This is a genomic window from Peptacetobacter sp. AB800, from assembly GCF_047807365.1.
Lineage (GTDB): Bacteria > Bacillota > Clostridia > Peptostreptococcales > Peptostreptococcaceae > Peptacetobacter.
In genome coordinates this window covers 1-25,436 of record NZ_JBLOUI010000037.1, presented here as the reverse complement: position 1 = coordinate 25,436, position 25,436 = coordinate 1, and the positions used below count along the sequence as shown (strand labels likewise).

The 25,436-nt window shown below is 30.8% G+C and carries 26 protein-coding genes, 1 rRNA gene and 1 other annotated feature; of the genes, 3 read left to right on the top strand and 24 right to left on the bottom strand.

Annotation, left to right across the window (positions count from 1 at the left end; genetic code table 11):
• Window positions 1-116: 116 nt before the first annotated feature.
• Entirely contained in the window at window positions 117-587 is a 471-nt protein-coding gene (locus ACK2WN_RS09785; protein ID WP_329999357.1) for a hypothetical protein, read from the top strand.
• A 50-nt stretch (window positions 588-637) separates the two neighbouring features.
• Here the strand turns inward: ACK2WN_RS09785 and ACK2WN_RS09780 are convergent, their stop codons facing one another.
• The 6 genes from ACK2WN_RS09780 to purR all read right to left on the bottom strand — a co-directional run bounded on the left by ACK2WN_RS09780 (window position 638) and on the right by purR (window position 6,870).
• Complete coding sequence (locus ACK2WN_RS09780) at window positions 638-1,837, bottom strand: PilT/PilU family type 4a pilus ATPase (RefSeq protein ID WP_329999355.1); 1,200 nt, start codon at window positions 1,835-1,837, stop codon at window positions 638-640.
• Window positions 1,838-1,978: 141 nt separating this feature from the next.
• Window positions 1,979-2,308, bottom strand: a complete 330-nt coding sequence (locus tag ACK2WN_RS09775) for a hypothetical protein (protein ID WP_300530101.1) — start codon at window positions 2,306-2,308, stop codon at window positions 1,979-1,981.
• Between the two features lie 14 nt (window positions 2,309-2,322).
• On the bottom strand, window positions 2,323-2,901 hold the full coding sequence (locus ACK2WN_RS09770; protein ID WP_416155460.1) for a hypothetical protein: 579 nt from the start codon (window positions 2,899-2,901) through the stop codon (window positions 2,323-2,325).
• A gap of 439 nt (window positions 2,902-3,340) precedes the next feature.
• Window positions 3,341-4,291 (bottom strand): ribose-phosphate diphosphokinase, encoded by a 951-nt coding sequence (locus ACK2WN_RS09765; RefSeq protein ID WP_118548704.1) that lies wholly within the window; start codon window positions 4,289-4,291, stop codon window positions 3,341-3,343.
• Between the two features lie 89 nt (window positions 4,292-4,380).
• Entirely contained in the window at window positions 4,381-5,784 is a 1,404-nt protein-coding gene (glmU, locus tag ACK2WN_RS09760; RefSeq protein ID WP_416155459.1) for a bifunctional UDP-N-acetylglucosamine diphosphorylase/glucosamine-1-phosphate N-acetyltransferase GlmU, read from the bottom strand.
• A gap of 231 nt (window positions 5,785-6,015) precedes the next feature.
• A complete protein-coding gene (purR, locus tag ACK2WN_RS09755; RefSeq protein ID WP_329999349.1) occupies window positions 6,016-6,870 on the bottom strand; it encodes a pur operon repressor in 855 nt (284 codons plus the stop codon).
• Between the two features lie 204 nt (window positions 6,871-7,074).
• On the opposite strand from purR, the gene murC reads away from it, so the two are divergent.
• Complete coding sequence (gene murC / locus ACK2WN_RS09750; protein WP_416155458.1) at window positions 7,075-8,442, top strand: UDP-N-acetylmuramate--L-alanine ligase; 1,368 nt, start codon at window positions 7,075-7,077, stop codon at window positions 8,440-8,442.
• Between the two features lie 42 nt (window positions 8,443-8,484).
• On the opposite strand, the gene ACK2WN_RS09745 is transcribed toward murC, so the two are convergent.
• The 10 genes from ACK2WN_RS09745 to metG all read right to left on the bottom strand — a co-directional run bounded on the left by ACK2WN_RS09745 (window position 8,485) and on the right by metG (window position 17,578).
• Window positions 8,485-9,288 (bottom strand): hypothetical protein, encoded by an 804-nt coding sequence (locus ACK2WN_RS09745; protein WP_416155457.1) that lies wholly within the window; start codon window positions 9,286-9,288, stop codon window positions 8,485-8,487.
• 39 nt (window positions 9,289-9,327) lie between these two features.
• Window positions 9,328-10,188, bottom strand: a complete 861-nt coding sequence (gene rsmA, locus ACK2WN_RS09740) for a 16S rRNA (adenine(1518)-N(6)/adenine(1519)-N(6))-dimethyltransferase RsmA (RefSeq protein WP_300530114.1) — start codon at window positions 10,186-10,188, stop codon at window positions 9,328-9,330.
• A 50-nt stretch (window positions 10,189-10,238) separates the two neighbouring features.
• Complete coding sequence (gene rnmV / locus ACK2WN_RS09735; RefSeq protein WP_006441148.1) at window positions 10,239-10,775, bottom strand: ribonuclease M5; 537 nt, start codon at window positions 10,773-10,775, stop codon at window positions 10,239-10,241.
• Window positions 10,776-10,809: 34 nt separating this feature from the next.
• Complete coding sequence (locus ACK2WN_RS09730) at window positions 10,810-11,826, bottom strand: Gfo/Idh/MocA family protein (RefSeq protein ID WP_416155456.1); 1,017 nt, start codon at window positions 11,824-11,826, stop codon at window positions 10,810-10,812.
• A gap of 185 nt (window positions 11,827-12,011) precedes the next feature.
• On the bottom strand, window positions 12,012-12,458 hold the full coding sequence (locus ACK2WN_RS09725; RefSeq protein WP_300530119.1) for a PTS sugar transporter subunit IIA: 447 nt from the start codon (window positions 12,456-12,458) through the stop codon (window positions 12,012-12,014).
• The gene (locus ACK2WN_RS09720; protein ID WP_300530122.1) at window positions 12,443-13,096 is read right to left on the bottom strand and encodes an HAD family hydrolase; all 654 of its coding nucleotides are present in this window, start codon (window positions 13,094-13,096) and stop codon (window positions 12,443-12,445) included. Before ACK2WN_RS09720 ends, ACK2WN_RS09725 begins: the two co-directional genes overlap by 16 nt.
• A 76-nt stretch (window positions 13,097-13,172) precedes the next feature.
• On the bottom strand, window positions 13,173-14,138 hold the full coding sequence (locus ACK2WN_RS09715; RefSeq protein ID WP_416155455.1) for a type I phosphomannose isomerase catalytic subunit: 966 nt from the start codon (window positions 14,136-14,138) through the stop codon (window positions 13,173-13,175).
• 46 nt (window positions 14,139-14,184) lie between these two features.
• Complete coding sequence (locus ACK2WN_RS09710) at window positions 14,185-14,493, bottom strand: PTS fructose-like transporter subunit IIB (protein ID WP_118548713.1); 309 nt, start codon at window positions 14,491-14,493, stop codon at window positions 14,185-14,187.
• 363 nt (window positions 14,494-14,856) lie between these two features.
• Window positions 14,857-15,627, bottom strand: a complete 771-nt coding sequence (locus ACK2WN_RS09705; RefSeq protein ID WP_300530128.1) for a TatD family hydrolase — start codon at window positions 15,625-15,627, stop codon at window positions 14,857-14,859.
• A gap of 16 nt (window positions 15,628-15,643) precedes the next feature.
• Window positions 15,644-17,578 (bottom strand): methionine--tRNA ligase, encoded by a 1,935-nt coding sequence (gene metG, locus ACK2WN_RS09700; protein ID WP_416155454.1) that lies wholly within the window; start codon window positions 17,576-17,578, stop codon window positions 15,644-15,646.
• 71 nt (window positions 17,579-17,649) lie between these two features.
• Window positions 17,650-17,875: a binding site (T-box leader), on the bottom strand.
• Window positions 17,876-18,266: 391 nt separating this feature from the next.
• On the opposite strand from metG, the gene ACK2WN_RS09695 reads away from it, so the two are divergent.
• On the top strand, window positions 18,267-18,719 hold the full coding sequence (locus ACK2WN_RS09695) for an Lrp/AsnC family transcriptional regulator (RefSeq protein ID WP_006441140.1): 453 nt from the start codon (window positions 18,267-18,269) through the stop codon (window positions 18,717-18,719).
• Window positions 18,720-18,807: 88 nt separating this feature from the next.
• On the opposite strand, the gene ACK2WN_RS09690 is transcribed toward ACK2WN_RS09695, so the two are convergent.
• The 8 genes from ACK2WN_RS09690 to rrf all read right to left on the bottom strand — a co-directional run.
• The gene (locus ACK2WN_RS09690) at window positions 18,808-19,512 is read right to left on the bottom strand and encodes an HD domain-containing protein (protein WP_300531386.1); all 705 of its coding nucleotides are present in this window, start codon (window positions 19,510-19,512) and stop codon (window positions 18,808-18,810) included.
• A 33-nt stretch (window positions 19,513-19,545) separates the two neighbouring features.
• Complete coding sequence (gene rsmI / locus ACK2WN_RS09685) at window positions 19,546-20,379, bottom strand: 16S rRNA (cytidine(1402)-2'-O)-methyltransferase (RefSeq protein ID WP_300531383.1); 834 nt, start codon at window positions 20,377-20,379, stop codon at window positions 19,546-19,548.
• A 56-nt stretch (window positions 20,380-20,435) separates the two neighbouring features.
• Entirely contained in the window at window positions 20,436-21,191 is a 756-nt protein-coding gene (locus tag ACK2WN_RS09680; RefSeq protein ID WP_416155453.1) for a tRNA1(Val) (adenine(37)-N6)-methyltransferase, read from the bottom strand.
• Between the two features lie 91 nt (window positions 21,192-21,282).
• Window positions 21,283-22,155: a PSP1 domain-containing protein gene (locus ACK2WN_RS09675; RefSeq protein WP_300531379.1), complete on the bottom strand. Its 873-nt coding sequence runs from the start codon at window positions 22,153-22,155 to the stop codon at window positions 21,283-21,285.
• Window positions 22,152-23,087, bottom strand: a complete 936-nt coding sequence (locus tag ACK2WN_RS09670) for an ATP-binding protein (RefSeq protein WP_416155452.1) — start codon at window positions 23,085-23,087, stop codon at window positions 22,152-22,154. Before ACK2WN_RS09670 ends, ACK2WN_RS09675 begins: the two co-directional genes overlap by 4 nt.
• A 22-nt stretch (window positions 23,088-23,109) precedes the next feature.
• Window positions 23,110-23,784 (bottom strand): dTMP kinase, encoded by a 675-nt coding sequence (locus ACK2WN_RS09665; RefSeq protein ID WP_416155451.1) that lies wholly within the window; start codon window positions 23,782-23,784, stop codon window positions 23,110-23,112.
• Window positions 23,785-23,809: 25 nt separating this feature from the next.
• Entirely contained in the window at window positions 23,810-25,297 is a 1,488-nt protein-coding gene (locus ACK2WN_RS09660; protein ID WP_416155450.1) for an aminotransferase class I/II-fold pyridoxal phosphate-dependent enzyme, read from the bottom strand.
• Between the two features lie 39 nt (window positions 25,298-25,336).
• Window positions 25,337-25,436: ribosomal RNA gene (gene rrf / locus ACK2WN_RS09655) — 5S ribosomal RNA — on the bottom strand; the annotation flags it as partial.

Here is a 25,436-nt window from a genome sequence, read left to right as displayed (position 1 = left end):
CCAAGGAGTGATACTACGACCTCTATCTTTAATCAGATTATCTCACATAGAAAATGAGATAGGAATGAAAATTAATAAAATTAAATTTAAATATATTATACGAGGAGTGATAATTTATGTTGTTTGAAAGTTTTTTTGATAAAATAAACGAAAAATATATAGATAAAATAAATTTTGAAAGTGTATTTAAAATTGCTATTTGGGCTATGAGTGCATACATTCCACTAGCAATTTTTATATCTATTCTTTCTGGCGATAAATCACTAATACTAAAAATCAATAGTCCTATAGCGTATTTTAAAATTTTTATACTTTTTGTATTTTGCTATATTTTATCTTATACTGCAATCAAAAATGAACCTTATAGAGATGATAGTAATATCAATTGGAATGCTGTCCTCTTAATTCATTGGGAAGCTATTATTTTAATATATCTTCCAGTTAGTTCTTTAGTAGCTATGATTTTTAAAGATTTATCACTTTTAAAACCATATGAACCATTATCATATTTTAAAATATTTGCATATATTGTATTTTCTTACATATTAGCTTATATCGACTTAAAACGTTCTGATAAAAAAGAATAACACATATAAAAAGACCAACAGATTATCGATTTTAATCCGTTGGTCTTTTCTTATCTATTCTTTATTTCATCTAAATATATTTCCTCGGAAATAATTCCATCTCGATACAATGTTTCTATATGATCTTCAAACATCTGCATTCCGTATTTTTTACCAGTTTTTATCATATCATCGATACTCTCATCTTTTCCCTCTCTTATCATAGCAGCTATTGAATTTGTATTTTTCATAATTTCAAATATAGCTCTTCGTCCATTATTTGCTTTTACAAGTCTTTGAGAAAATACATATCTAAGCTGATTAGCCAAAAGTCCTCTTATCTCTTTATGTCTTTCAGCTTCAAATAGATTCACTATCCTATCTATCGCCTCAGATGCTTTAGATGTATGAACTGTAGATAGTACAAGATGTCCTGTTTCAGATGCAGAGAGAGCAGTTTCAACAGTCTTTTTATCTCTTATTTCTCCAATCATTATAACGTCTGGATCTTGTCTTAAAGATGATTTCAATCCATCTAAAAAATCTACGGTATCTTTTCCACATTCTCTTTGACTTATTATACTTTTATCACTCTTATGCAAATACTCTATAGGCTCTTCCAATGTGATAATGTGTTTCTTTGATGTTTTGTTTATTCTATCTATTATCGCAGCAAGAGTAGTACTTTTCCCACTTCCAGTTGCTCCAGTTATCAATATTATTCCACTTTTTAAATTACCAGAGCTACATACTATATCTGGAATATTTAATTCCTTTGCTGTTTTTACATGACCTGGAATTAACCTAATTGATATACAATCCCCACCATTCCGTCTATAGATATTAACCCTTATTCTAAAAGAGATTTTATCCTCTTTATTTAGTTCATCTTTATTTAGTTCTACATTATAAAAACTAAACTCTTTAACATTCTCTTTTATATATCTATTTATATCATTTTCCATAATCTTATTATTTTTTGTATCGTTATTTTCTATTTCATTCTCTAAATCTACAAAATCAAAATCCCTAGAAAAATCTACTTCTCCACATTCTTCATCCAAATATTTTTCATATCTCTTTCTAAGCTTAGTTTCATCATTTCCTATTAAATCATCACAAAACTTCCTACAAATATCACTATCTACAACTTTTGATGAATACCTCGTCAATTCTCCATCAATTCTTAAAGTTATATAGTCGTTGCAAATTATGTGAATATCAGATGCTTCAAATCTCTTAGCATTTAAAATTACTTCCTTTATGTTCAAAAAATCATCTCCTGTAAATTATATTTCTATAATTATTATTTACAAAAGATGATATATTTATTTCTCAAATTTATAAAAAAAGGAAACAATTTTAATTATTATATACATCGTATACAACTAAATTGTTTCCTTTTATGAATTTTATTTTTTTCTACTATAATAAATAACTAAAGCCATGTAACATATAATCACAATAACAATAGGCACCACAATATTTTCATATATTCCACTTTGTATCTGATATAAAATTGCTGAAAATACTATTATTAAATCTGATATAGAATAACTTATTCCATATTTTATACCAATCACATTCTCGCTTTTTTTACTCATTATAATAAATATAACACTAGCAAGTAAAGCACCTATAAATAATGTACTAACATAGTGAATGTTATTTCCTGTAAAATAAATCATAAACACAAATACAAAATAGAATAAAATTCTACTAATAGCATTTTTATTTAACATATATCATCAACTCCCTAAGCTGTCTGATATGACCATCCTTGATACCTATATGTATATGTAGCTCCTTGGAAGTTCCATTTATCTTCTACATATTTAAGTATAATACCATATCTAGTATCTATACCATCTAATTTTGTTCCTAACACAACACTTATAACTATAACCGCTATTGATAAAAACTTAGAAGGTATATATCCACCTAACGCAGAAGCAACATTTGCTCCAGCCTTTATCTTTTGTAAAGTTTTACCACTTATGTATATATGTAAATAATTTTTTCCATTACTTTTAAATGTTTTATATTTATTTACACCATTAACCTTTGTAGCAAAAGGTACTATACTCTTATCATATTCAGCATTTATTTTATCAATTTCTTCTTGAGTAAATTCTCCTAATCTAATCAAACGTTTATCAACTTCATCATCTGAAAACTCTGTATCTTCTGGGAAAAACTCTTCTAATTCTTTCAGTTCACTATCACTTATTTCCAAATAGTTAGAACTATTATTTAATGCCATTACATTTAAATTTGAAAATGCTATACAGAAAACTACTGCTAATCCTATTGACATAATTTTTTTATTTTTCATAAAAATCACTTCTATTTTAAAATAAATTTTATTATTTTTAAGTGAATTTATATAACCTCCGAAAAATAAATATATTCTTTATTTAAAAATATCATATTAATATATTTTCGTCAATATTTTATTTATATATATAAATTTTATTTTATTAAATCTTTTCATCACTTATATTTATTATTCTATCTATACTATTTGCAATAATTTAATCATACTCTAGCTATTGATATTATATGTTGCTGACATCTAAACAATTCATTTGGAAATTTTTTTATTTTTTCTTCTATACAAACTGATTTTATTATGTTATTTATGATTCTTCATATATATTATTATAATTAATTTTTATTCTCCAAAAAAAGAGGAGATAACTCCAAATAGTACGCCTGTCGCCTGAATAGGCGCAAGTACTATTATAGTTACTCCTCTTCCTACTTATATTCAATTAGAATAATTCACTTACTGATTTGTTGCTGAATATTTTATCTATAGCTTCTGCAAATATAGGAGCTACTGATTTAACTTTTATTTTTTCTATCTGTTTTTCTTCTGGTAACTGTATAGTATCAAGAACAACTAATTCTTTCATTGAAGAATTTTCTATTCTTTCTATAGCTGGACCTGATAAAACAGCGTGTGTACAGCAAACGTAAACATCTTTAGCACCGAATTTTTTAACTGCTTCAACTGCATTTACTATTGTTCCTGCAGTATCTATCATATCGTCAAGAAGTATTACGTTTTTACCTTCAACCTCACCTATTAAGTTCATAACTTCACATACATTTGGTCTTGGTCTTCTTTTGTCTATTATAGCTATTGGCACTTCACCATTTAATGAATTAGCAAATTTTCTAGATCTTGTAACACTACCAAGGTCAGGAGATACTACTACTAAATCTTCTATATTTTTTTCGTTGAAGTATTCAGATAGTAATGGACCACCTAGTAAGTGATCTAGAGGTATATCGAAGTATCCCTGTATCTGAGATGCATGTAAGTCCATAGTTAAGACTCTATCTGCACCAGCTGCTACTATTAAGTTAGCAACTAATTTAGCTGTGATTGGATCTCTTGCTTTCGCTTTTCTGTCCTGTCTTGCATAACCATAGTATGGTATTACAGCAGTTATTCTTCCTGCAGATGCTCTCTTAAGTGCATCTATCATTATTAATAGTTCCATTAAGTTGTTGTTTACCGGACTGTTAGTAGACTGAACAACGAAAACGTCGCAACCTCTTACAGTTTCGTTCATGTTAACACATATTTCACCATCGCTGAATGTTCCAACTTCACAGTCAAGAACTGGTACGTTTAACTGTTTAGCTATTTTTTCAGCAAGTTCTTTAGATGCGTTACCGGCAAGTATTTTGATTTCGCTACCGCTAGTATTCATTTAGTTAACCCTCCAAACATTTTAACAATATATAACTATTTAAACCAAAAGTTTAAAAAGAAATCAAGTTTAATTAATATCCCAAGATATTATTTTTTATTTTTTGCTTTCTCTTCAGATAATTTCTTATCTCTAGCTTCTTTTTTATCCATCCAATTTTCTTTTATACACTGTCTTTGTCTTGCTATTGCAAGTGATCTTCTAGGAACATCGTCTGTTATTGTAGAACCAGTAGCTATATATCCCTGTTCCTCAACAGTAACTGGAGCTACTAGATTTGAGTTTGAACCTATGAATGCATTGTCTTTTACTACTGATCTAAATTTATGTACACCATCGTAGTTTACAAATACAACACCGCATCCTACGTTTACATTTTTACCTACTTCAGCATCTCCTATGTAAGATAAGTGTGATGCTTTAGATCCATCGCCGAATTTAGCATTTTTGATTTCAACGAAATCTCCTACTTTACATCCATTTCCTACATCTGCTTTAGGTCTTAGATATGCATATGGTCCAACTTTTGTATTTTCTCCAACTTTAGCTTCTAATAAAGTAGATATTTTTATTTCTGTTCCATCTCCAACTATTGAATCAGTTATTGATGAGTTCATACCTATTATACAGTCAGAACCTATTTTTGTTTTACCAACTAAATTAACTCCTGGGTATACTATTGTATCATTTCCTATTTCTACATCAGCTTCTATGTATGTAGTATCAGGATCTATCATAGTTACACCATTTGCCATGTGGAATTCATTTATTCTTTTTCTCATAGCTTTTTCAGCCTGAGAAAGCTGTAATCTTGAGTTTACACCCATTAATTCTTCTATTGAAGAACCTGCAAATGCTCCAACTTTTAGAGATTTTTCTCTCATTACTTTTATAGCATCTGGAAGATAGTATTCTCCCTGTGCATTGTCGTTGTTTATTTCTTTTAAAGCTTCTTTTAGGCTTTTACCGTTGAAGCAGTATATTCCTGAGTTTATTTCTTTTACTAGTTTTTCTTCTTCACTAGCATCTTTCTGTTCTACTATTTTTAGTAGGTCGCCATTTTCATCTCTTATTATTCTTCCATACCCTGTAGGGTCCTCTACTATTGTTGAAAGAACTGTTGTGTGGCAGTTGTTTTCTACATGGTATTCAAATAATTTTTTAAGAGTATCTTCCTTTATAAGTGGAGTATCTCCACATAATACTACTATAGTATCTTCGTCTTCTATATATTCTTCAGCCATTCTTACAGCATGTGCTGTTCCTAGCTGTTCTGTCTGCATAACTGTTATTATATCGTCTGAAAGTCTTTCTCTTACGGCTTCAGCTCCATGTCCAAGAACTACTATCGTTTCTTCTACCCCTGATTTTTTAGAAGTATCAACTACATGGTTTACCATCTCTTTACCACATACTTTGTGTATTACCTTTGGGTATTTTGATTTCATTCTTGTTCCCTTGCCCGCAGCAAGTATTATTGACTTAAATTTCATTTAACATCTCTCCATTGACTAATTCGTTTATTTTTTTAAAATATTTAATTTAATAAAAAATCGCATTATTATCTTTAAATATATCACTTTTCGTTGAAAATGTACATATCTTTTGAAATTGTCCCTTTATTTTATTTTTTTTTTAAGTTCAAAATTCTGTTTATTTATATAATTCAACCTTTACTACACAAAAAGAGACTGCTACAAAATTTATAACAGTCTCAATTTTAATTATTCTTCTTCTAAATTAACGTCTATTATTTCTTCCGATTCAGTATCCGCTAAAATATCTTTATTTGGTTCAACTATTATTTCATTTCCCTGCACATCAAGCTGAATTAATGATATATAGTCCTCAACCATTTTTTCTTCTGGTTTCATAGTAGATATAAATACACCGATTCCGATTACTTCCGCACTAAATTCTTTCATTAGGTCTATCATACCTTTAATAGTTCCTCCACCTCTCATGAAGTCGTCTATTATTATAACCTTGCTGTCTGGTTTAAGAGCTTTTCTAGGTAAACTCATACTTTCTAATTTTCCGCTGTTTCCGCTGACATATGTCATACTAAGTGTAGGTCCTTCTGATACTTTTATGTCTTTTCTTATGATTACTAATGGTAAATTCATAGCATTTGCAGTCATAAGAGCCATTGGAATACCTTTAGTTTCCATTGTAACAACATAATCAGCATCAGTATAATCTATATTAGAGGCAAATATCTTTCCTATTTTTGAAACTGTTCCAGGATCATAGATAAGGTCTATTAGGTATAAAAATCCACCTGATAGTATTCTTCCTTCGTCTTTAATTCTGTTACAAAGTTCCATTAGAAATTCTGCATTTTCTTGTTTAGATGTTTTTGGTATGTATTTTACTCCACCAGCCGCTCCTGATATTGTTATTACTTTTCCTAAATGTAGTTTTTCAAATACACTTTTAACAACAAGAAGATCTTCACTTATTGTAGACTTAGCTGCATTAAACTGATTTGTAAAATAGCTAAGAGTGTATATTTTGTTCGGGTTATCAGATAGTATCTTCACTATCGCTCCTATTCTTTCCGTTCTTTTAAATTTCATAATCTATTTCCCCCTGCTGATTCTTAATCGCCGTTAAAACTGATGCACAACAAATTTACTTGTGATATAATAATTACTATGTTGATAATACAGTTTTGTTTTTTGTATAATTTCTTGTGTTCGAGAAATATCGCACATTATCTTATTATATCACAAAAACGTTCGATTGTATTACTTTATATAAAAGAAAGGGTTGTTTTTATCATGAATATACATTTCATAGGAATTGGCGGAATCAGTATGAGTGCATTAGCTGAAATCTGCCTTAATAAAGGATATCATGTTTCAGGTTCTGACTCTCAGGAATCACCTATGACAGAAAAACTTAGGAACCAAGGTGCTGAAATATTTATAGGACAGAGAAAAGAAAATATTTCTGACGACGTAAACATGGTTGTTTATACAGCTGCTATACGCCCTGATAATGAAGAGCTTATGGCTGCTAGAAAGAAAAATAAACTAATAGTAAATAGAGCTGCTTTTTTAGGTCAGATAATGAGAGAGTATAAAAACTCTATCGCAGTATCTGGTACTCACGGAAAAACATCTACAACATCAATGCTTTCGACTATATTTGAATACGCTGACCTAGATCCTACAATACTTGTAGGAGGAAACTTAAGTATGATAGGTGGTAATGTCAAAATAGGACATTCTAATCACTTTATAACAGAAGCTTGTGAATACGTAGATAGTTTCCTAAACTTCAATCCAAAAATATCTATAGTTTTAAATATAGAAGAAGACCATCTTGACTATTTCTCAGGAATAGATGAAATCAAAGCTTCATTCAATAAATTTGGTAAGCTTTTACCTCCTGATGGATACTTCATAATAAATGGAGATGATGAAAACACAGCTGATATACTTTACGATGTAAAAGCTACAGTTATAAAATACGGTAGCAATAAAGATAACGATGCTGTAATCAAAAATATAGAATTTGATGAACTTGGATGTGGTATATTCGATTTAGTTTACAATGGAGAAGATTTAGGCAAATTTGAATTATCTGTTCGGGGACTTCACAACATATACAATGCTGTTGCAGCAATAATAACTTCTATAGTATCTGGTATAGATGTAGAAACTATAAAAAGAAATATTAAAAAATATAGAGGTGTCGGAAGAAGATTTGAGCTTAAAGGAAAATACAACGGAGCAACTGTTGTAGATGACTACGCTCACCATCCAACAGAACTAAAATCTACTCTTTCTACAGCTAAGAGAATTAAAAAGAATAGATTATGGTGCATATTCCAGCCTCATACATATTCAAGAACTAAATCACTACTTAATGAATTCTCAGATGCTTTCTTCGCAGCTGATAAAGTTATCGTAACTGATATATACGCAGCTAGAGAAACTGACCCTGGTGATATTCACTCTACAGATTTAGTTGAAAAACTATATCACAACAATATAGATGCTAAGTACATAAAAGAATTCGACGATATAGTTGAATATCTTGCTGACAATGTAGAACCAGACGACTTTGTAATAACTGCAGGTGCTGGTCCTATATTCAAAGTTGCTGAAGCTCTTGTTGCTAAAGGAAATCAGAATAAATAATAAAAAAGGAGCAATCGAATTTTTTCGATTACTCCTTTTTTATTACTCTTTAAATATATTCTCTTTTATATATTTATACATATCGTTGTACACTTCATAATATGCCACATATTCGCCTTTTTCCCCAGAGATTATTTTTATATAGTTAGGTCCCATAGTATCAATTCTTATACTAAATCCTTCTCCATCTATATAAACACTGTAGTTATATTTACTCTTATCTCTTGCTTTTTCTGGCTGAACTTTTCCGACGTGTCTTTTGTATCTCATCTTACTCACAAGATTATTGTACTTCCATTTATGTATATTTTTAACATCCTGTCCTTTAGAAATATGTACACTCTTCCATTTCTTGTCATTTATTGCAAAATCAAAAGAAGTATAAATACTTTCATTTATTACCTTTTCAAAATCCTTCTTTTGAGAAACAGGAATTTTGTAGAATTCTTCCTTCTCTACTGTATATACTTTTAAGAAATCTAAATCTGTAGAAAATTTAATCCCATTTGAAGAATATCCACTATATGTAGGCTCAAACGAAATAGCATTTCTAACTCTGCTAAATTCATTAAAATAGTATTTATAGTCTGTCCAACGATCTTTTTCAATTTTTATATTGGTATCTGTTTTTTCATCAGAAATATATACCTTTCCACTAGACTCCAGCTGAGATAGTAGAGGTAATGTGCTATCCGCCACATTTTCCTCCCGTACAAGTTTGTTATCCTCTTCTTTTGTGTCGATTTTAGAGGCTGCAAAAAATCCTATTATATATATGCTAAAGAACGCAATTAATCCTACAACTATGTAAAATCTTAACTTTGATTTCTTTTTTTTAGTAGCCAATATGCCTCCCCCCTTCTAAAAACATCCTTTTCTGGAATGTTATATATTTTTGTTTATTATATTAGAAAGGTTAGCAAATTCTTCTATGCTAAGAGTTTCCCCTCTTCTTTTTTCGTCTATTCCAGCTTCTGCAAGTACCTCTTTTATTTTAGCTTTGTCTAAAACTCCCATGCTTGATAGTGAGTTTAAAAGAGTTTTTCTTCTCTGACCAAAAGCTGCTTTTACAGTTTTGAAAAATAACTGCTCATTGTCAGCCTTGTATTTTTTCTCTTCTCTTATATGTAGTCCTATAACTGTAGAGTCTACCTTAGGCTGTGGTATAAACATATGTCTTGGAGCTTTTGCAACTATTTCAGTATCGCAGTAGTACTGAACTGCTACAGATAATGCTCCGTAATCCTTTGTAGATGGCACTGCGTTCATTCTGTCTGCAACTTCCTTCTGAACCATTACAACTATATCTGTAACAGGTATATCTTCTTCTAAGAATTTCATAACTATTGGAGTAGTTATGTAATATGGAAGGTTTGCAATTAATTTTACAGGACCTCCAGAAAGTTTTTCATCTACTAATTTGTTTATATCTACTTTTAATATATCTTCGTTTACTACTTCTGTATTATCAAAATCTGATAAAGTTTCTTTTAATATCGGTATAAGGTTTTTATCTATTTCAACAGCTACAACTTTTTCAGCTCTTTTAGCCATTTCTCTAGTAAGTGTACCTATTCCAGGTCCAACTTCTATTACCTTATCCCCTTCTTTAACTCTAGCTCCGTCTATTATCTTGTCTATTACGTTATCGTCTATTAAGAAGTTCTGTCCTAATGATTTTGAAAATTTAAATCCGTGTTTATCTACTATATCTTTTGTCGCTCTATGCGATGAAAGTCTATCCATAATTCCTCCTAATTTTTATAAATTTTGTCCTTAATCTGTACAATCTCTGATTATTTTTCTATTTCTTTTAATGCTTTTTCAAATTCTTCTCTTGTAACACCGTAGTTGTTTAATCTACTCAAGAACTGTTTTGCATTTCCGTAACCTATTCCTAAAAGCTGTCCCATTTTATCTCTTCTAAATGAAGCATCATCGTTTCCTATTAGTCCATTTAAAAGAAGATCTTTCTGTGAAAATTCATTTCTATTTTCTGTGCTTTCAGTTCTAACTCTTTCAAGTGCAGCTCTTATGCTCTCTGGAGTAGCATTTTCTATACCTATATCTCCGTCTTTTTTAGCTTCTTCTCTTGGTAAGAACGCGTGCTTACATCCTGGAACTTCAGCTGTTATTGTTTTTCTAATTTTTTCTCCAGCAAAATCTGGATCAGTAAATATTATTACTCCTCTTCTTTTCTGAGCTTCTTTAATTCTCTCCATTACACCTTTTGGAAATCCAAATCCACCAGTTGTAATAAGCTCAGCATCTACTGCTCTCTTTACAGCAGTAACATCATCTCTTCCTTCTACTACTATTATTTCTTTTATCATATTTTCTTCCTTACTATTTTATTTTTTATGACTATTAATTTTCGTCTGCAGGATATACTAAGTCTATCTGTCTTCTAACTTCATCCATTATTTCCATAACGATTAAAGTATTTTCTAATGTGTTTATGTCAGACTCTTTCTTTCCTTCTCTTAAAGATTTCATAAATTCTTTAACAGCACAGTATATACTATCTACTTCAAATCTTTCGTCCTTTTCAACTTCTAACTCAGCTGTTATATCTTCTACTCCACCTTTTCTGTACTCTACTCTTACATCTCCAAATGTACTTATCTTATCCACTATTATGCTTCCGTCTTCACCCTGGATTTCTGTAGGTATATTAGAATGAGTAATCTTTGAATATCTTATATCTGCTAACATATCATCGTATTCAAGAATTATACTTCCTTCTCCATCTACACCAGTAGATAATTTTACAGCATTTGCTTTTAAGCTATTTGGGCGTCCAAATAGGTTTACCATTGGATGTATGCAGTAAACTCCTATATCCATAAGTGCACCATTTGATAATTCTCTTTTAAAAGCATTTAAAACTATGCCTTCTTTGAATTTATCGTATCTTGATGAATACTGGCAGTAGTTTGCAGAGTATCTTCTTATCTTTCCTATTTTATCTAGGTTGTTTTTTACATTCTGGAAGTTAGGAGTACAAGTAAGTCTCATTTCTTCCATTAGTAAGACGTTATTTTCTCTTGCACATTTTACCATTTCTTCTGCATCTCTTTTGTTTGTAGCAAATGGTTTTTCACATAGTACATTTTTCCCGTTGTTCATGCACAGTATAGCCTGTTCTTTGTGCATAAAGTTTGGTGAAGCTATGTATATCGCATCTATCTCGTCGCATTTTGACATAGCATCTAAATCGTCAAAGAATAATTCTGCTCTATGCTTTTTACCAAATTCTTCTGCTTTTTCAATGCTTCTTGAGTAAACAGCCTTTAGTTCGAATCCTTCTATTTTTTTACCAGCTTTTATAAACCACTCTGTTATAGCACTAGTTCCTACTACACCAAATCTAACTGTTGTCATACTTATTCTCCTTTTTAGATATTTATATAATTTATTTTAGTTTTTCAATTTTAGTCAAATCTCTTTAGTTACATTATTATATTATAACACTACTAAGCCATTACACGCAGTATTATCTTGTTTTCTTTATCAAAAAATAAGAAATCACCTGCTGTAATTCTATATTTACACAACAGGTGACTATTTTATTCCTCTATTTTTTTATTTAATAGTTCTAAGAGTTCTTTTTCTTTTATGTTTTTAACGCCTTCTCTAAAATCTTCATGCATAAGTAATCTTGATAGTTTTGCTAATATTTTTAGATGAAGATTACCTTTACTTTCTTTTGGGACAGCAATTAAAAATACTGTATCAACTTTTTCTTTTTCATCAGTCCAATCTATACTGTTTTTAAGTCTAGATATTGCTACACAAGGTCTATTTACTCCAATACTTTGACTGTGTGGCAATCCTATTCCATGACCTATATAAGTTGGGTACCTGCTTTCTCTTTCTACAACATCTTCAAAAAACTTCTCTTTGTCATTAAGATAATTTTCTTGTTCCAATTTTTCTATTATACACTCTATCGCTTTTTCCTTTGATTCAACTTCTAAGTCAGATAGTATTAAAAAATCTATTTTTTTAGCCATGTTTCCACATCCTCTAAAGAATCCATTACTTTAAATATCATTTCTTTCATCTCTTCATCCGGCTTTTTATAATCTGGAACCATTATACATCTAAATCCACCTTTGTAAGCAGCTTCTACCCCAGATTTTGAATCCTCTATTACAATACACTCTTCTGGTTTAAGTCCTAATTTTTCAGCTGCCTTTAGAAATATTTCTGGATTTGGCTTAGATTTTTTTACCTCATCTCCACAGATTACACAATCAACCATTTCATCGAAATGTAAAAACTTCATTCTATTCGCCATCTTCCATCTAGCTGTAGATGTTGCAATTGCACTTTTATATCCATTTTCTATAAGATATTTTAAAAGACTTTCAAATCCTTTTTTAACACCTGGTTTGTTTTCTTCTAAGTAATCAATAACAGCCTGACCTTTTTCTAAATAATAGTCTTTAATCGGTACATCTTCACCATATATTTCTTTAAGACATTTAAGAGTTTCTTCACTATTTTTTCCCATAAGTAAGATATGTTTTTCTCTATCCATTTCAATACCATGACTCTTTAATGTTTTTTCCCAAAACATTAGTGAAAGTGTTTCTGTATCAAGGATTACACCATCCATGTCAAATATTACACCTTTTACGTCGTTCATATTACACCTCTTTAACTAAAAATCTCCCTAGTATCTAGGATATTAGGGAGATTTCATTATTTATATACTATTTTTATTACACTCTTGATAGTATGAATTCACATTTTCCTTCTACTGAATATTTTCCATTCTGAGCTGGTATGAATATACTATCACCTTTTATAAATTCTAATTCTGTATCTCCCATAACTAGTTTTCCGTTTCCTTCTGTTATGATTACAGAGTTGAATGATTTTTCATCTATTTCTACTTTTGCTTTAGTTTCTACTTCATATTTTATAGTAGTGAAGTATTTGCATTCACTTAATAACACTCTTGTGTATCCGTCGAATTTTTCTAATTCTCCCATTGGTTCTGCACTCTTAGCATTTGGAGTAAGATTTGTTACATCTATCGCTTTATCTACATGTAATTCTCTTGGTTTTCCATCTGCTCCAAGTCTACCGAAGTCGTACACTCTGTAAGTTGTGTTTGAATTCTGCTGTATTTCGCATATTACAAGACCTGCACCTATAGCATGTATTGTTCCACTTTCTATGAAGAATACATCACCTTTTTTAACTTCAACTTTGTTTAATACTTCTAGTATTGTGTCATTTTTTATTCTATCAGCAAATTCTTCTTTGCTTATTTCTTTATTTACACCATAGTATAAAGAAGCTCCTTCTTCAGCTTCTAGTACGTACCACATTTCTGTTTTTCCGTATTCTTTTTCAACTCTTAATGCGTATTCATCATCTGGGTGAACCTGTATAGAAAGTGATCCTTTTGCATCTATGAATTTTATAAGTATTGGGAAGAATTCAAAACTATCGCAATTAGTTCCTAATCCTTTAGCACCTAATTTTTCTACATATTCTCCAAATTTTAATCCTTTAAATTCTCCAGAATCAACTATACTCTGTCCATTTTTGTGGTTTGATAATTCCCAGCTTTCTGCTATTTTATCGAAGTCACAATCTTTGTTGTACTCATCTCTTAATTTTGTACCACCCCATAAGTAATCCTGGAATGCTGGTTTTAATTTTACTGGTTTTAACATGGCAGTTCTCCTTTAGATTTATTTTAATATAATTTATTTCATATAATTACTTAAACGTACTTATGATTTTTTTCATTATAACATCTGCTTTTTTGATAACATCAGATGTACTCATTCTAATAACTTTCTTTCCTTCAAATCTATGCTCATTTATTATCGGCATATCATTTGTAAGAATAACACATACTGCATTATCTATATCTTCTTGAACTAGCTCATTTTCAATACCAATAGAGCCCTGTGTTTCAACAGATATATCAATATTATACTTCTTTGCCACTACCTCTAATGCTTCGGCTGCCATATAAGTATGAGCTATCCCAGATGAACACGCAGTCACTGCTACAACCTTCATACAAATACCTCTCCTATCTCAATTATCTATTATACTATCTAAACTATTATAACTCTAACAAACCTTTTTTTCTACACATCCGAGATATTTATAAATAGTATAACGTTTCCAATTTTTTTAACAACAAATTAATTTACATCAATAATTCTATACGTACCTAGCAGATTATAGAAATTCGCTCGGAATATAAATAAAATTAAATTGTGGTTTACTATCGGCAAAGAAAAAGACTAGTTTAACCTTTAGCGACAATCTGGAGACGCTTGACTTCTTCTAAATGTGTTACAAGAACAAAGTCAAGCGTCGAAGCCTGGAGCCTAAGGTTAACTAGTCTTTTTCTATTGGCAATAAACAGCCTTAGTTTTATTTAATTCCGAAGAATTTCATTGCATTTTCTTTTGTTACTCTACATACCTCTTCATAAGATATTCCTTTTTCGTAAGCTATTTTTTCAGCTACAAAAGTTACTAGTGAAGGGTCATTTCTCTTTCCTCTATGAGGAACTGGAGCCATATATGGAGAATCTGTTTCAATCATAAGTCTTTCAAGAGGAATTTCTCTAACTACCTCAACTGTCTTTCTATTATTTTTGAAAGTAACAGTTCCTGGTATTGAAAGATAGCATCCCATCTTAACATATTCTCTTGCAAGCTCAACTTCTCCACTATAGCAGTGAAGTAGACATCCTGTTTCAGCTGCCTTTGTTGATTTTATTATTTCCATTGTATCTCCATGAGCATCTCTATCATGTACGATAAATGGTAATTTTAATTCATTGGCAAGCTCAATCTGTCTTTTGAACCATTTTTTCTGAGTTTCTCTAGGAGATAAATCATAGTAATAGTCTAATCCTATTTCCCCTATAGCAACTACCTTTTCATTTTCTAAAGCGTATTTTCTTAATAATTCTATATCTGATTCAGTCATATTTTCAACGTCGTGTGGATGTACTCCAACAGCGGCGTATATAAAGTCGTGTTTGTTTGCTAGTTCTATTGCAGTTTTAGATGTTTCCATATCAGCACCTGGGTTAACTACATAGTCTAGTCCTTTTTCTTTTAAAGACGCTATCACTTCTTCTCTATCTTCATCGAAGCTTTCGTCATTTAAATGTGCATGTGAGTCAAATAACATTTTTAATTTCCTTTCATTAGCATACTTCACAGCCTGGTTTTGCATCCTGAGCTGTTGGTATTACAAGATCGTCTCCGTCATCTCCTGCAGCAAGTATCATTCCTGCAGATTCTACTCCTCTAAGTTTAACTGGTTTTAAGTTGCAAACAACTATTACTTTTTTACCAACCATTTCTTCTGGTTTGTACCATTTAGCTATTCCAGATACTATCTGTCTTGTTTCAGCACCTAGATTAACCTGAGATACTAATAATTTGTCTGCTTTTGGATGTTTTTCACATTTAACTATTTCCCCAACTCTAAGTTCTACTTTATCGAAGTCATCTATAGTTATCTGTTCTTTATGTTCTAGAGGTTTTACTTCTTCTTTTTTAGGAGCGAACATTTTTTCTAATTCTTCTATTTCTTTTTCAACGTCTAATCTTGGGAATAAAGCTTCACCTTTGTGTACTTTTGTTCCAACTTTTATTAAGCCGAATGATTTAACACTTTCCCAATTAGTTATATCTTCCTGTTCAGCTATTCCTAACTGATCATATATTCTGTTAGCAGTAGTGTTCATTATTGGGTTTATAAGTGTTGCTATTATTCTTATAGCCTCACATAAGTTGTATAATACTGTGTTTAATTCTTCTTTTTTAGCTTCGTCTTTAGCTAAAGCCCAAGGCATAGTTTCATCTATGTATTTGTTAGTTCTTCTTACTAATTTCCATACTGATTCTAGTGCTTCGTGGAACTGTAAAGCATCCATCTGAGCTTCAAAATCTTTAGCTGATGCTGCAGCCTGTTCTTTTAATGATTCATCAAATTCAGTAGCTACTGTAGCTTCTGGTATTAAACCTTCATTGTATTTTTCTACCATTGCAACTGTTCTACTTACTAAGTTTCCTAAATCATTAGCTAAGTCAGAGTTTATTCTGTTTATGAAGTTTCTGTTAGTGTAGCTTCCATCCTGACCAAATGAGAATTCTCTAAGTAGGAAGTATTTTAATGCATCTACTCCATATCTTTCTATCATTGGACCTGGGTAAACAACATTACCTTTTGATTTACTCATTTTATCGTCGTCGAATAATATCCATCCATGTCCGTATACTTTTTCTGGTACTTCTAGTCCAAGTGCCATAAGTATAGCTGGCCATATTATTGTATGGAATCTTGTTATTTCTTTAGCTGTTAAATGAACTGATGCTGGCCAGTATTTTTTGAATTCTTCGTCGTTATCAGTCATGTAACCTAAAGCTGTTATATAGTTGCAAAGAGCGTCAACCCATACGTATATAACGTGTTTTTCGTCGAATGGTACTGGTATACCCCAGTCAAATGTAGTTCTAGTTACACATAAATCTTCTAGTCCTTTGTCTAAGAAGTTTGCAACCATTTCGTTTCTTCTTGATAATGGTAGACAGAAGTCATCTCTTTTGAATAATTCTTTTAATCTATCTTCGTATTTAGATAGTTTGAAGAAGTAAGCTTCTTCTTTTGCTACATAAGTTTCTCTACCACAGTCTGGGCATTTTGTTCCATCTATTAACTGAGATTCAGTCCAGAAACTTTCACATGGAGTACAGTATCTACCTTCGTAAGTACCTTTGTAGATATCTCCCTGTTCATATAATTTAGTGAATATTTTCTGTATTATTTTTGTATGTCTTGGTTCAGTAGTTCTTATGAAATCATCATAAGATATATCTAATTTTTTCCATAAAGCTTTTATATCAGCAATCATTCCATCAAGATATTCTATTTCAGTCATTCCTGCTTCTTTAGCTTTTTTCTGTATTTTTTCTCCATGTTCGTCTGTTCCTGTTAGGAATTTTACATCGTATCCACAGAAACGTTTAAATCTAGCTATTGCATCTGCTGCAACAGTAGTATAAGTATGTCCAATGTGTAATTTACCACTTGGATAGTATATTGGTGTTGTTACATAAAAAGTTGGTTTGCTCATGATTTTCCTCCTGTATATTGTTTATATTTTTCGTTTTCGAGAATAAAATAAAAAACACCCCTATGATTTCTCATAGGGGCGATTGTATTCGCGGTACCACCCTAATTTATCCACAATATCTACAAATAGTGGATATCTCAAGTGGACTGTAACGTGTCCAAACGTTTAGGCCTTACATACATGCTCGACCAAAAAGCTCCAAGTCCATATTCAGAATATCGTCAAAACACCAGCTTTCACCTAATCTGGCTCTCTGTAGAATTACTCTATTCTTACTATTCTCTTCATCGCTTTTAATTTATTGAATTCTTTTGCAATTACTTTAATTTTATCCAATTTATCAGCTATTGTCAATTTATTTATCTTTACAACTATGCAAAATAGAAATACTTTTTCTTTTAAAAATGAATGTCATTTTTCAAAATTTTTATTTCATAACCAATTACTTGTAATATCAAAGGTTTTTTTACATTTTTTTAAATTTTTTTACTTTTTTCTTCAAATTACTCTTGAAACTTTATAAATATTATGCTTTATTATAATTATAGGGGTTATTTTTTTACATATCTAACAATAAATACTTAATTTATCTATCTTTTATTTATTTTTGCATATTAAAGCTTTATAAATCAAAGGACGTTGTTACAAGATATTATAGGTATATAAATTATACAAAGGAGGAGTGTTTATGGAAAACACAGTTAAAAAATTAGACGAAACAGATAGAAAGATAATTGAAATACTTCAGGAAGATGGTAGAATTTCTATGAAGGATTTAGGTAAGCTTATTGGCTTAACTTCTCCAGCGGTTTCAGAGAGAATAAAAAGACTTGAAAACTGTGGTATAATATCTGGCTATAAAGCAATAATAAATCCAGATGCTCTTGGAAGAAATATAAAAGCATTTATACATATTTCACTTCCTGGTAGCCAAAGTTATGCTGAATTTTTAGAAAATGCAAAAAGCGACCCAAGAATAGTTGAATGCCATCATATAACAGGTGATGACTGTTCTCTTTTAAAAGTTCTTGTACGTGATATGCAGGAATTAGAAAATGTTATAGACAGCATCAAAAAAATAGGTTCAACAAAAACATCTGTTATATTATCAACTCCTATACAGGCAAAATCTATTCTATAATTAATTTATTTTTAATTTGGATATTAAAAAAGCTGATGAAATCATCAGCTTTTATTTTTTATCCATTTTATTTGATTTATTCCCTACACTAATTCGCTTCTTCGTCAAATCTATAGTAGTAGCTTGTAAGAGCGTAGTCTATGTACGTTCTAAGAACGCCGTAGTTTTCATTTTCGTATATTAGCCTTCTGGTGCATACGACATCTGAATAACCTATAATCATAACACCAGCTATATCAGCTCCAACTTTTCTGAATGCTTTATAGAGCACTTTTTTGCCCATATTGTCATTTTTATAAAATTCTAGCAACATCATATGGTATTCTATGTATCTGTGCACTATTTCCTCTGATCTTTCACTTATTCCAAAGTCGGCGATAACATCATGAAGCATATCTGCTCCTACTTTTTCATGACCTTTAAAGTGAGCATTTCCATCTTCTCCAATAGTCATACTTTTAGGTTTTCCCATATCGTGTAAAAATGTCGCTAGTTTTAAAAGTTCGACTTTCTTAAACTCATCATCTACTTGCGTTTCAATATCATCTCTTACAAATTCTACAAGATGATTTGGGAAAAATCTCTCGTTTATCACTTTTTCAAGTTCTTTAAGAGCATTCATAGAGTGTGTAAAGCTGTCTACAACGTGATATCTACATTTCCCAATTTTTTTCATTTCTATTATGTGTGGAAATATTTTTTCTAGCTCTCCATCTCTATCCATCTGCTCTATAATTTCAGAAGTATTTTGTGCTTTTAATGCTTCAAGAAATTTCCTTCTTATTTTCTCCATAAAACCACCTCAAATCGTATTAGACGGTTTATTTTATAAATCTAGTACCTGTTTATAAACTATATCTTTCTTTAGCTTTCTGTCCTTACATACTATTTTTATAGCGTCTTTTTTATTTATACCCTCTTCCATTAATTTGATAACATATTCTCTTTCATTTAATTCGTCATATTTTCCTACTTCTTCCACTTCACCTGAAAATCCTTCTACAATTAGAACAAATTCTCCTTTTACTTCTCTATTATTGAATATTTCTATGACAGTTTCTATATCTTCTCTTATTATTTCTTGATATTTTTTAGTAAGCTCTCTATTTACGGCAATTTTTCTATTTCCAAGATATTTTAGCATATCCTTCAAAGTTTCTTTTAATCTGTGTGGCGATTCATAGAATATTATTGTTCTTTTTTCGTTTTTTATTTCTTCTAATCTTTTTCTTCTAAGTTTTTTATCTCTGTCTAGGAATCCTTCAAATACAAATTTATGCGTATCCATTCCAGATCCAACAAGTGCCGTTACAAATGCAGTCGCTCCTGGAAGTACTTCTATTTCGATATTATTTTCTATAGCCTCAGCGATTATATCCTGTCCTGGGTCTGATATTCCAGGCATTCCTGCATCACTTATTAAAGCTATGTTTTCTCCTTCTAATAATTTTGTTATTAGATATCCTCCCTTTGAGTCCTTATTGTGCTCGTGATAGCTTGTAAGTGGTTTTGATATGTCAAAGTGATTTAATAGCTGTAGACTGTGTCTTGTGTCCTCAGCTGCTATTAAATCAACTTCATTTAGTATTCTCAATGTTCTATATGTAATGTCTTCTAAGTTCCCTATTGGTGTTGGGCATATGTATAATTTTCCTGCCATTTTCGTCTCCTTTTTACAAATTTTTTATTCAAATTTTCTATATCTGCAAAGTTGGCTTATCTACTAGGAGTCTTGTAGTCTTCTGAGTAGATATCCAGTATTTCTTTAGTGTAGTTTCCATCTTTGTCGTATATATAAAGAGGATCCATTATCTTTAAATCTGGTTTTCCTCCTTTTGTAAATTCAACTAGCAATAGATTTGGGGCTTTATCAGCTCTTGGATGTATAAATCTCATTATTTTAGGCTCTAATCTATATTTTCTACCTATTGTAACTATGTCTATAAGTCTTGTAGGTCTGTGTATCATGAAGAATTTCCCTCTTTCTTTTAGTAGTATTGACGCAGCCTTTATAACATCATCTAGATTGCATTTTACCTCGTGTCTAGATATCATTTTTTTATCGTTTGGATTTTTCACACCATCACTATGCATATACGGTGGATTTGATGTTACAACGTCAAATGTATTTTGAGGAAGTACTTCTTTTATTTCTTTTAAATCTGCATTTACTATCTCTATTTTATCCTCTATTTCGTTCATTTTTACAGTTCTAGACGCCATTTCAAAGACCTCTTCCTGTATTTCAACACCATATATTTTTTCTACATTGTTTTTCCCGTATATTATAAGAGGAATTATCCCCGTTCCTGTCCCTAAGTCAGCTACTCTTGCTCCATTTTTTACCCTAGCAAAGTTTGCAAGTAGCACCGCATCAGTTCCAAAGCAGAATCCATCTGTATTTTGAATTATTTTAAGACCTTTTAGCTGTAGGTCGTCCACTCTCTCCTGTTCTTTTATATCAACGCTCATTGAAAAGTTTTCCTTTCTCAATTTTATTTTTAGTTTAAAAAAACTGCCCAATTTTAAAGAGTATTCTCTTTTGGGCAGTTTAAATCGTAAACTAATCTTCTAGTCTTTTTAGTTCTTTCATTGTTTCGGCGTCTATGTATTCGCCATTTCTTTCTCTTCTAGGTTCTTTTAATGTCTGCACATCGTCTTTTAGATAAACTCTTATAGTCTTATCCTGGAATTCTACTCTAACCTGTTCAAGAAGAGGATTTACTTCTATTACCTTACCTTTTCCTTCTGCAGTCTGAACTAATGCACCAACTACAGGAAGTTTTTCAAGTGCTTCTGCATATACATCGTGTTCGTATTTTAAGCAGCAGAATAATCTTCCACATATTCCAGATATTTTTGTTGGGTTTAAAGATAAGCTCTGATCCTTTGCCATTTTTATAGAAACCGGCTGGAAATCTCCTAACCAAGCTGAGCAGCAAAGTTTTCTTCCACAAGGACCAAGACCACCTATTGATTTAGCTTCATCTCTTACACCTATCTGTCTTAATTCTATTCTTGTTTTGAATATAGATGCTAAGTCCTTTACAAGCTCTCTGAAGTCTATTCTTCCTTCTGCTGTGAAGTAGAATATAAGTTTATTTCTGTCAAATGTATATTCACAGTCTATAAGGCACATTGTAAGTCCATGCTCTTTTATTTTTTCCTGGCATAGTACAAATGTATCTTTTGCTTTTTCTTTGTTTTCATCGTATACTTTTTTATCTTCTTCTGTTGCAATTCTTATTATTGGTTTTAATGGAGATACTAGTTCTTCTTCTGATATCTCTTTTCCACCAACTACAACATGTCCAAATTCAAGACCTCTAGCTGTTTCAACTATTACATCCTGATTTACTTCTATATCAAGTCCAGCTGGGTCAAAATAGTAAATTTTACCAGCTTTTTTAAATCTTACTCCTACTATTTTTATCATTTAATCACCTCGTATATATTTAAAAACATAACCTGAATACTCATTTTAAAGCTACAAAATCCTTTTAGCTTCTTTTTGGTATCTTCTATTATATCAATAATTTTAGCTATTTGAGAACCATTTATTTTCTCAGACATATTCTCAATAAATGTTATTCTATCTGTATTTGTAAGAAGGTTTATTCCTTCTTTAAACATTATTATATCTCTAAAATAGTTTACCATAATATCTAGGAAATTCATAATCTGATTTTCATATTTTTCAACATCATCAGCCAATCTTTCTATGTCTAGTTTTTTCTTTTCAGATATTATGGATATACAATTCTGTATAAACTCCCTCATCTCTTTAAATTCTTCATCATTAGCAAGCTCTATTGCTCTGGTTATGCTCCCTTTTGAGAAATTAGCACACATTTTGGCATACTCTTCATCTAATTCTAAGTTTTCTATGAGATGATTTTTTACTATATCATTAGATAGCGGAACAAATTTTACTATGTCGCATCTAGATTTTATAGTGTTTAGAAGAGCTTCTTTATTCTCTGCTATTAAAATAAATATAGCATATCCTGGAGGTTCTTCTATCGTTTTTAATATTGCATTTTGAGCTTCTTCACTCATTAGTTCTGCATTTTCTATTACATATATTTTATAGTCTGAAATAGGCTTTTCGTATACGTCCTCTTTCATTTTTCTTATTTTTTCTATTTTTATCCTATGTGATCCTTCTTCTTTAGCTATTACGTTAAAGTCTGGACTGTTTTCTGGAGATACTCCTATAAGTATTTTGGCAAATTCTCTAGCAAAAGTTTTTTTACCTATGCCTTTTATTCCTTCGAATATGTATGCATTGTTTAGCATGTTTTTATTCATTGCTTTTGTTATATATCTTTTTGCAAAATCTTGTCCTTTTATTTGGTCAAAATACAATCGAGCTCACCTCCATTTTTATTTATAGTATTTTTTTTGCTATTTCATATATTTCATCACTTATATCTTCTATTGTTCTAAGTTGTTCATCTTTTACACATTCAACTCGTTTCCAATTATACTTATCTGCTATATAAAGAGAGTTGTTGTATGTTTTTCTAAGATAGTTTTTATCGCTTTCATGTATATCTTTTTCATCTTCACCTGTAAATTTGTTTTTTCTGTTTTCCATTAGCTTTATGCTGTAGTCAACTGGTACATTTAAGAAAATCACTTCATCAGGTCTAGGAATTTTGAATAGATTGTATTCGTAATCTTCTAGCCAATCTAAATACTTGTCACGTTCTTCTATTTCCATTTTAGAGGCTTGATGAACCATATTTGATGTTGTATATCTATCAGCTATTACTATTCCTCCTGAACGGTAAAATTCCTCCCATTCAGTCTTAAATGAGGCATATCTATCAGCTGTGAAGAATGTAGAAGCTATGTACGCATCTACATCATCTGCATTTTTACCAAAGTCACCTCTTAGATACATTTTTACAAGTGTAGATGATTCAGATTTATAGTTTGGATATTCTACTTTTCTTACATTGTATCCATCTGCAGTTAATTTTTTTAGTAGTTCTTCTGACTGTGTGGCCTTACCACTAGCATCTGAACCACTCTCTATTATTATTAGTTTTCCTTTCATTTTTAGCATCTCCGTAGTAGTTTGATTAGTCTATTATTTGGATATATTTAAAGTCTGGATCTTTCACTCCTGTTATTTCCATTCCTTCTTGTTTGCAGTATTTTAGGTATTCCATTATTTTCTGTGGAATTATTTCTCCAGCAGCAATCATACATACTCCAGGAGGATATGGAACTATGTTTTCACCACAAATTTTTCCTATAGACTCTTCTATTTTAACATTTTTTCTATCTATTTTGTAGAAGGCTTCCCTCGGAGTTAACTTTCTTTCTGGTATTATTTCATAAGGATAATCTACAGACTCGATTTTTTTAAGATTTTCTTTTAATGATTTTTTATATATCTCTACAAGCGCATTTTCAAGTTTTTCAAAGTCTTCTTTTTCATTTCCTACTGTAGTTATCATCAGTGCTCCAGAATAGTTTGATAACTCGGCTTGTATATTATGCTCTTTTCTAAGTATTTCTTCAAATTCATATCCAGTTAATCCTACTTCTAAGCTTGATATAAATACTTTTGTTAGATCATTTTCATTATGTATATTGAAAAACTCTACGTTTTTATTTTCTAATTTATTTGTATCCTTTTTTATTTTATCTATATTTTTCTTAAACTCATCTATATTTTCTAAAAGCTCTTCCATCAATTCTTTTCCGTATTTTTCATATATATCAACTGCGATTTCTAATGACTGCATTAATATATACGAAGGACTTGATGTTTCAGTTATTTTAAGCATTTTTTCTATTCTATCTGTATCCACTCTTCCGCTCTCCAACGCATCCTTTGATATATGCATCATAGAAGATTGCGTAAATGCTGGTAGTGTTTTATGTGTACTCTGTATGACTATATCTGCACCACATTCCAAGGCAGTTTTAGGAAGCTTTTCACTAAGCCCTAAATGAGCTCCATGTGCCTCATCTATTATAACTATAATACCTTTGCTGTGAGCATAGTCTATCATTTTCTTAAGTTCAAATGTTATCCCATAGTATGTTGGATAAGTTAAGAAAAGTACTTTTGCATCTTGATTTTCATCTATTTCTTTTTTTACATCATCAAATGAATTACCTCTTTGAATATTTGTGTATTTATCTATTTTTGATTTTATATATATAGGAACTATATCACCTAATATGCATCCATTTACCGCAGATTGATGAGAGTCTCTACTAAGAATTAACTTATCTTTTGGAGAACACATTGCCATTATAGCTGCTTCAATACCACATGTACTTCCATTTATTAAATAATATGTTTTGCCACTTTTAAATACTTTCTGCGCCCTTAATATACTGTTCTTTATTATATCTTCTGGTGAATGTAAATTATCCGTTCCTGGAATTTCTGTAGTATCATTCTTATAAATGTTCTCTAGTATGTTAGTATATTCTAATTTATTATAAAGCTTTCCATTTTTATGTCCTGGCATATGAAACGATACTACTTTTTCATCTACTATCTTATTTAATCCATTATTTATAAAAAGTTCATTATTATTTTCATTCATAGATTTGCCCTCAATTAATTTTTTGTAAAAAAAAAGATTACGTGGCTACGTCCTACTCTCCCAGGGGCCTTCGCCCCAAGTACCATCAGCGATAGAGAGCTTAACTTCTGTGTTCGGAATGGGAACAGGTGTATCCTCT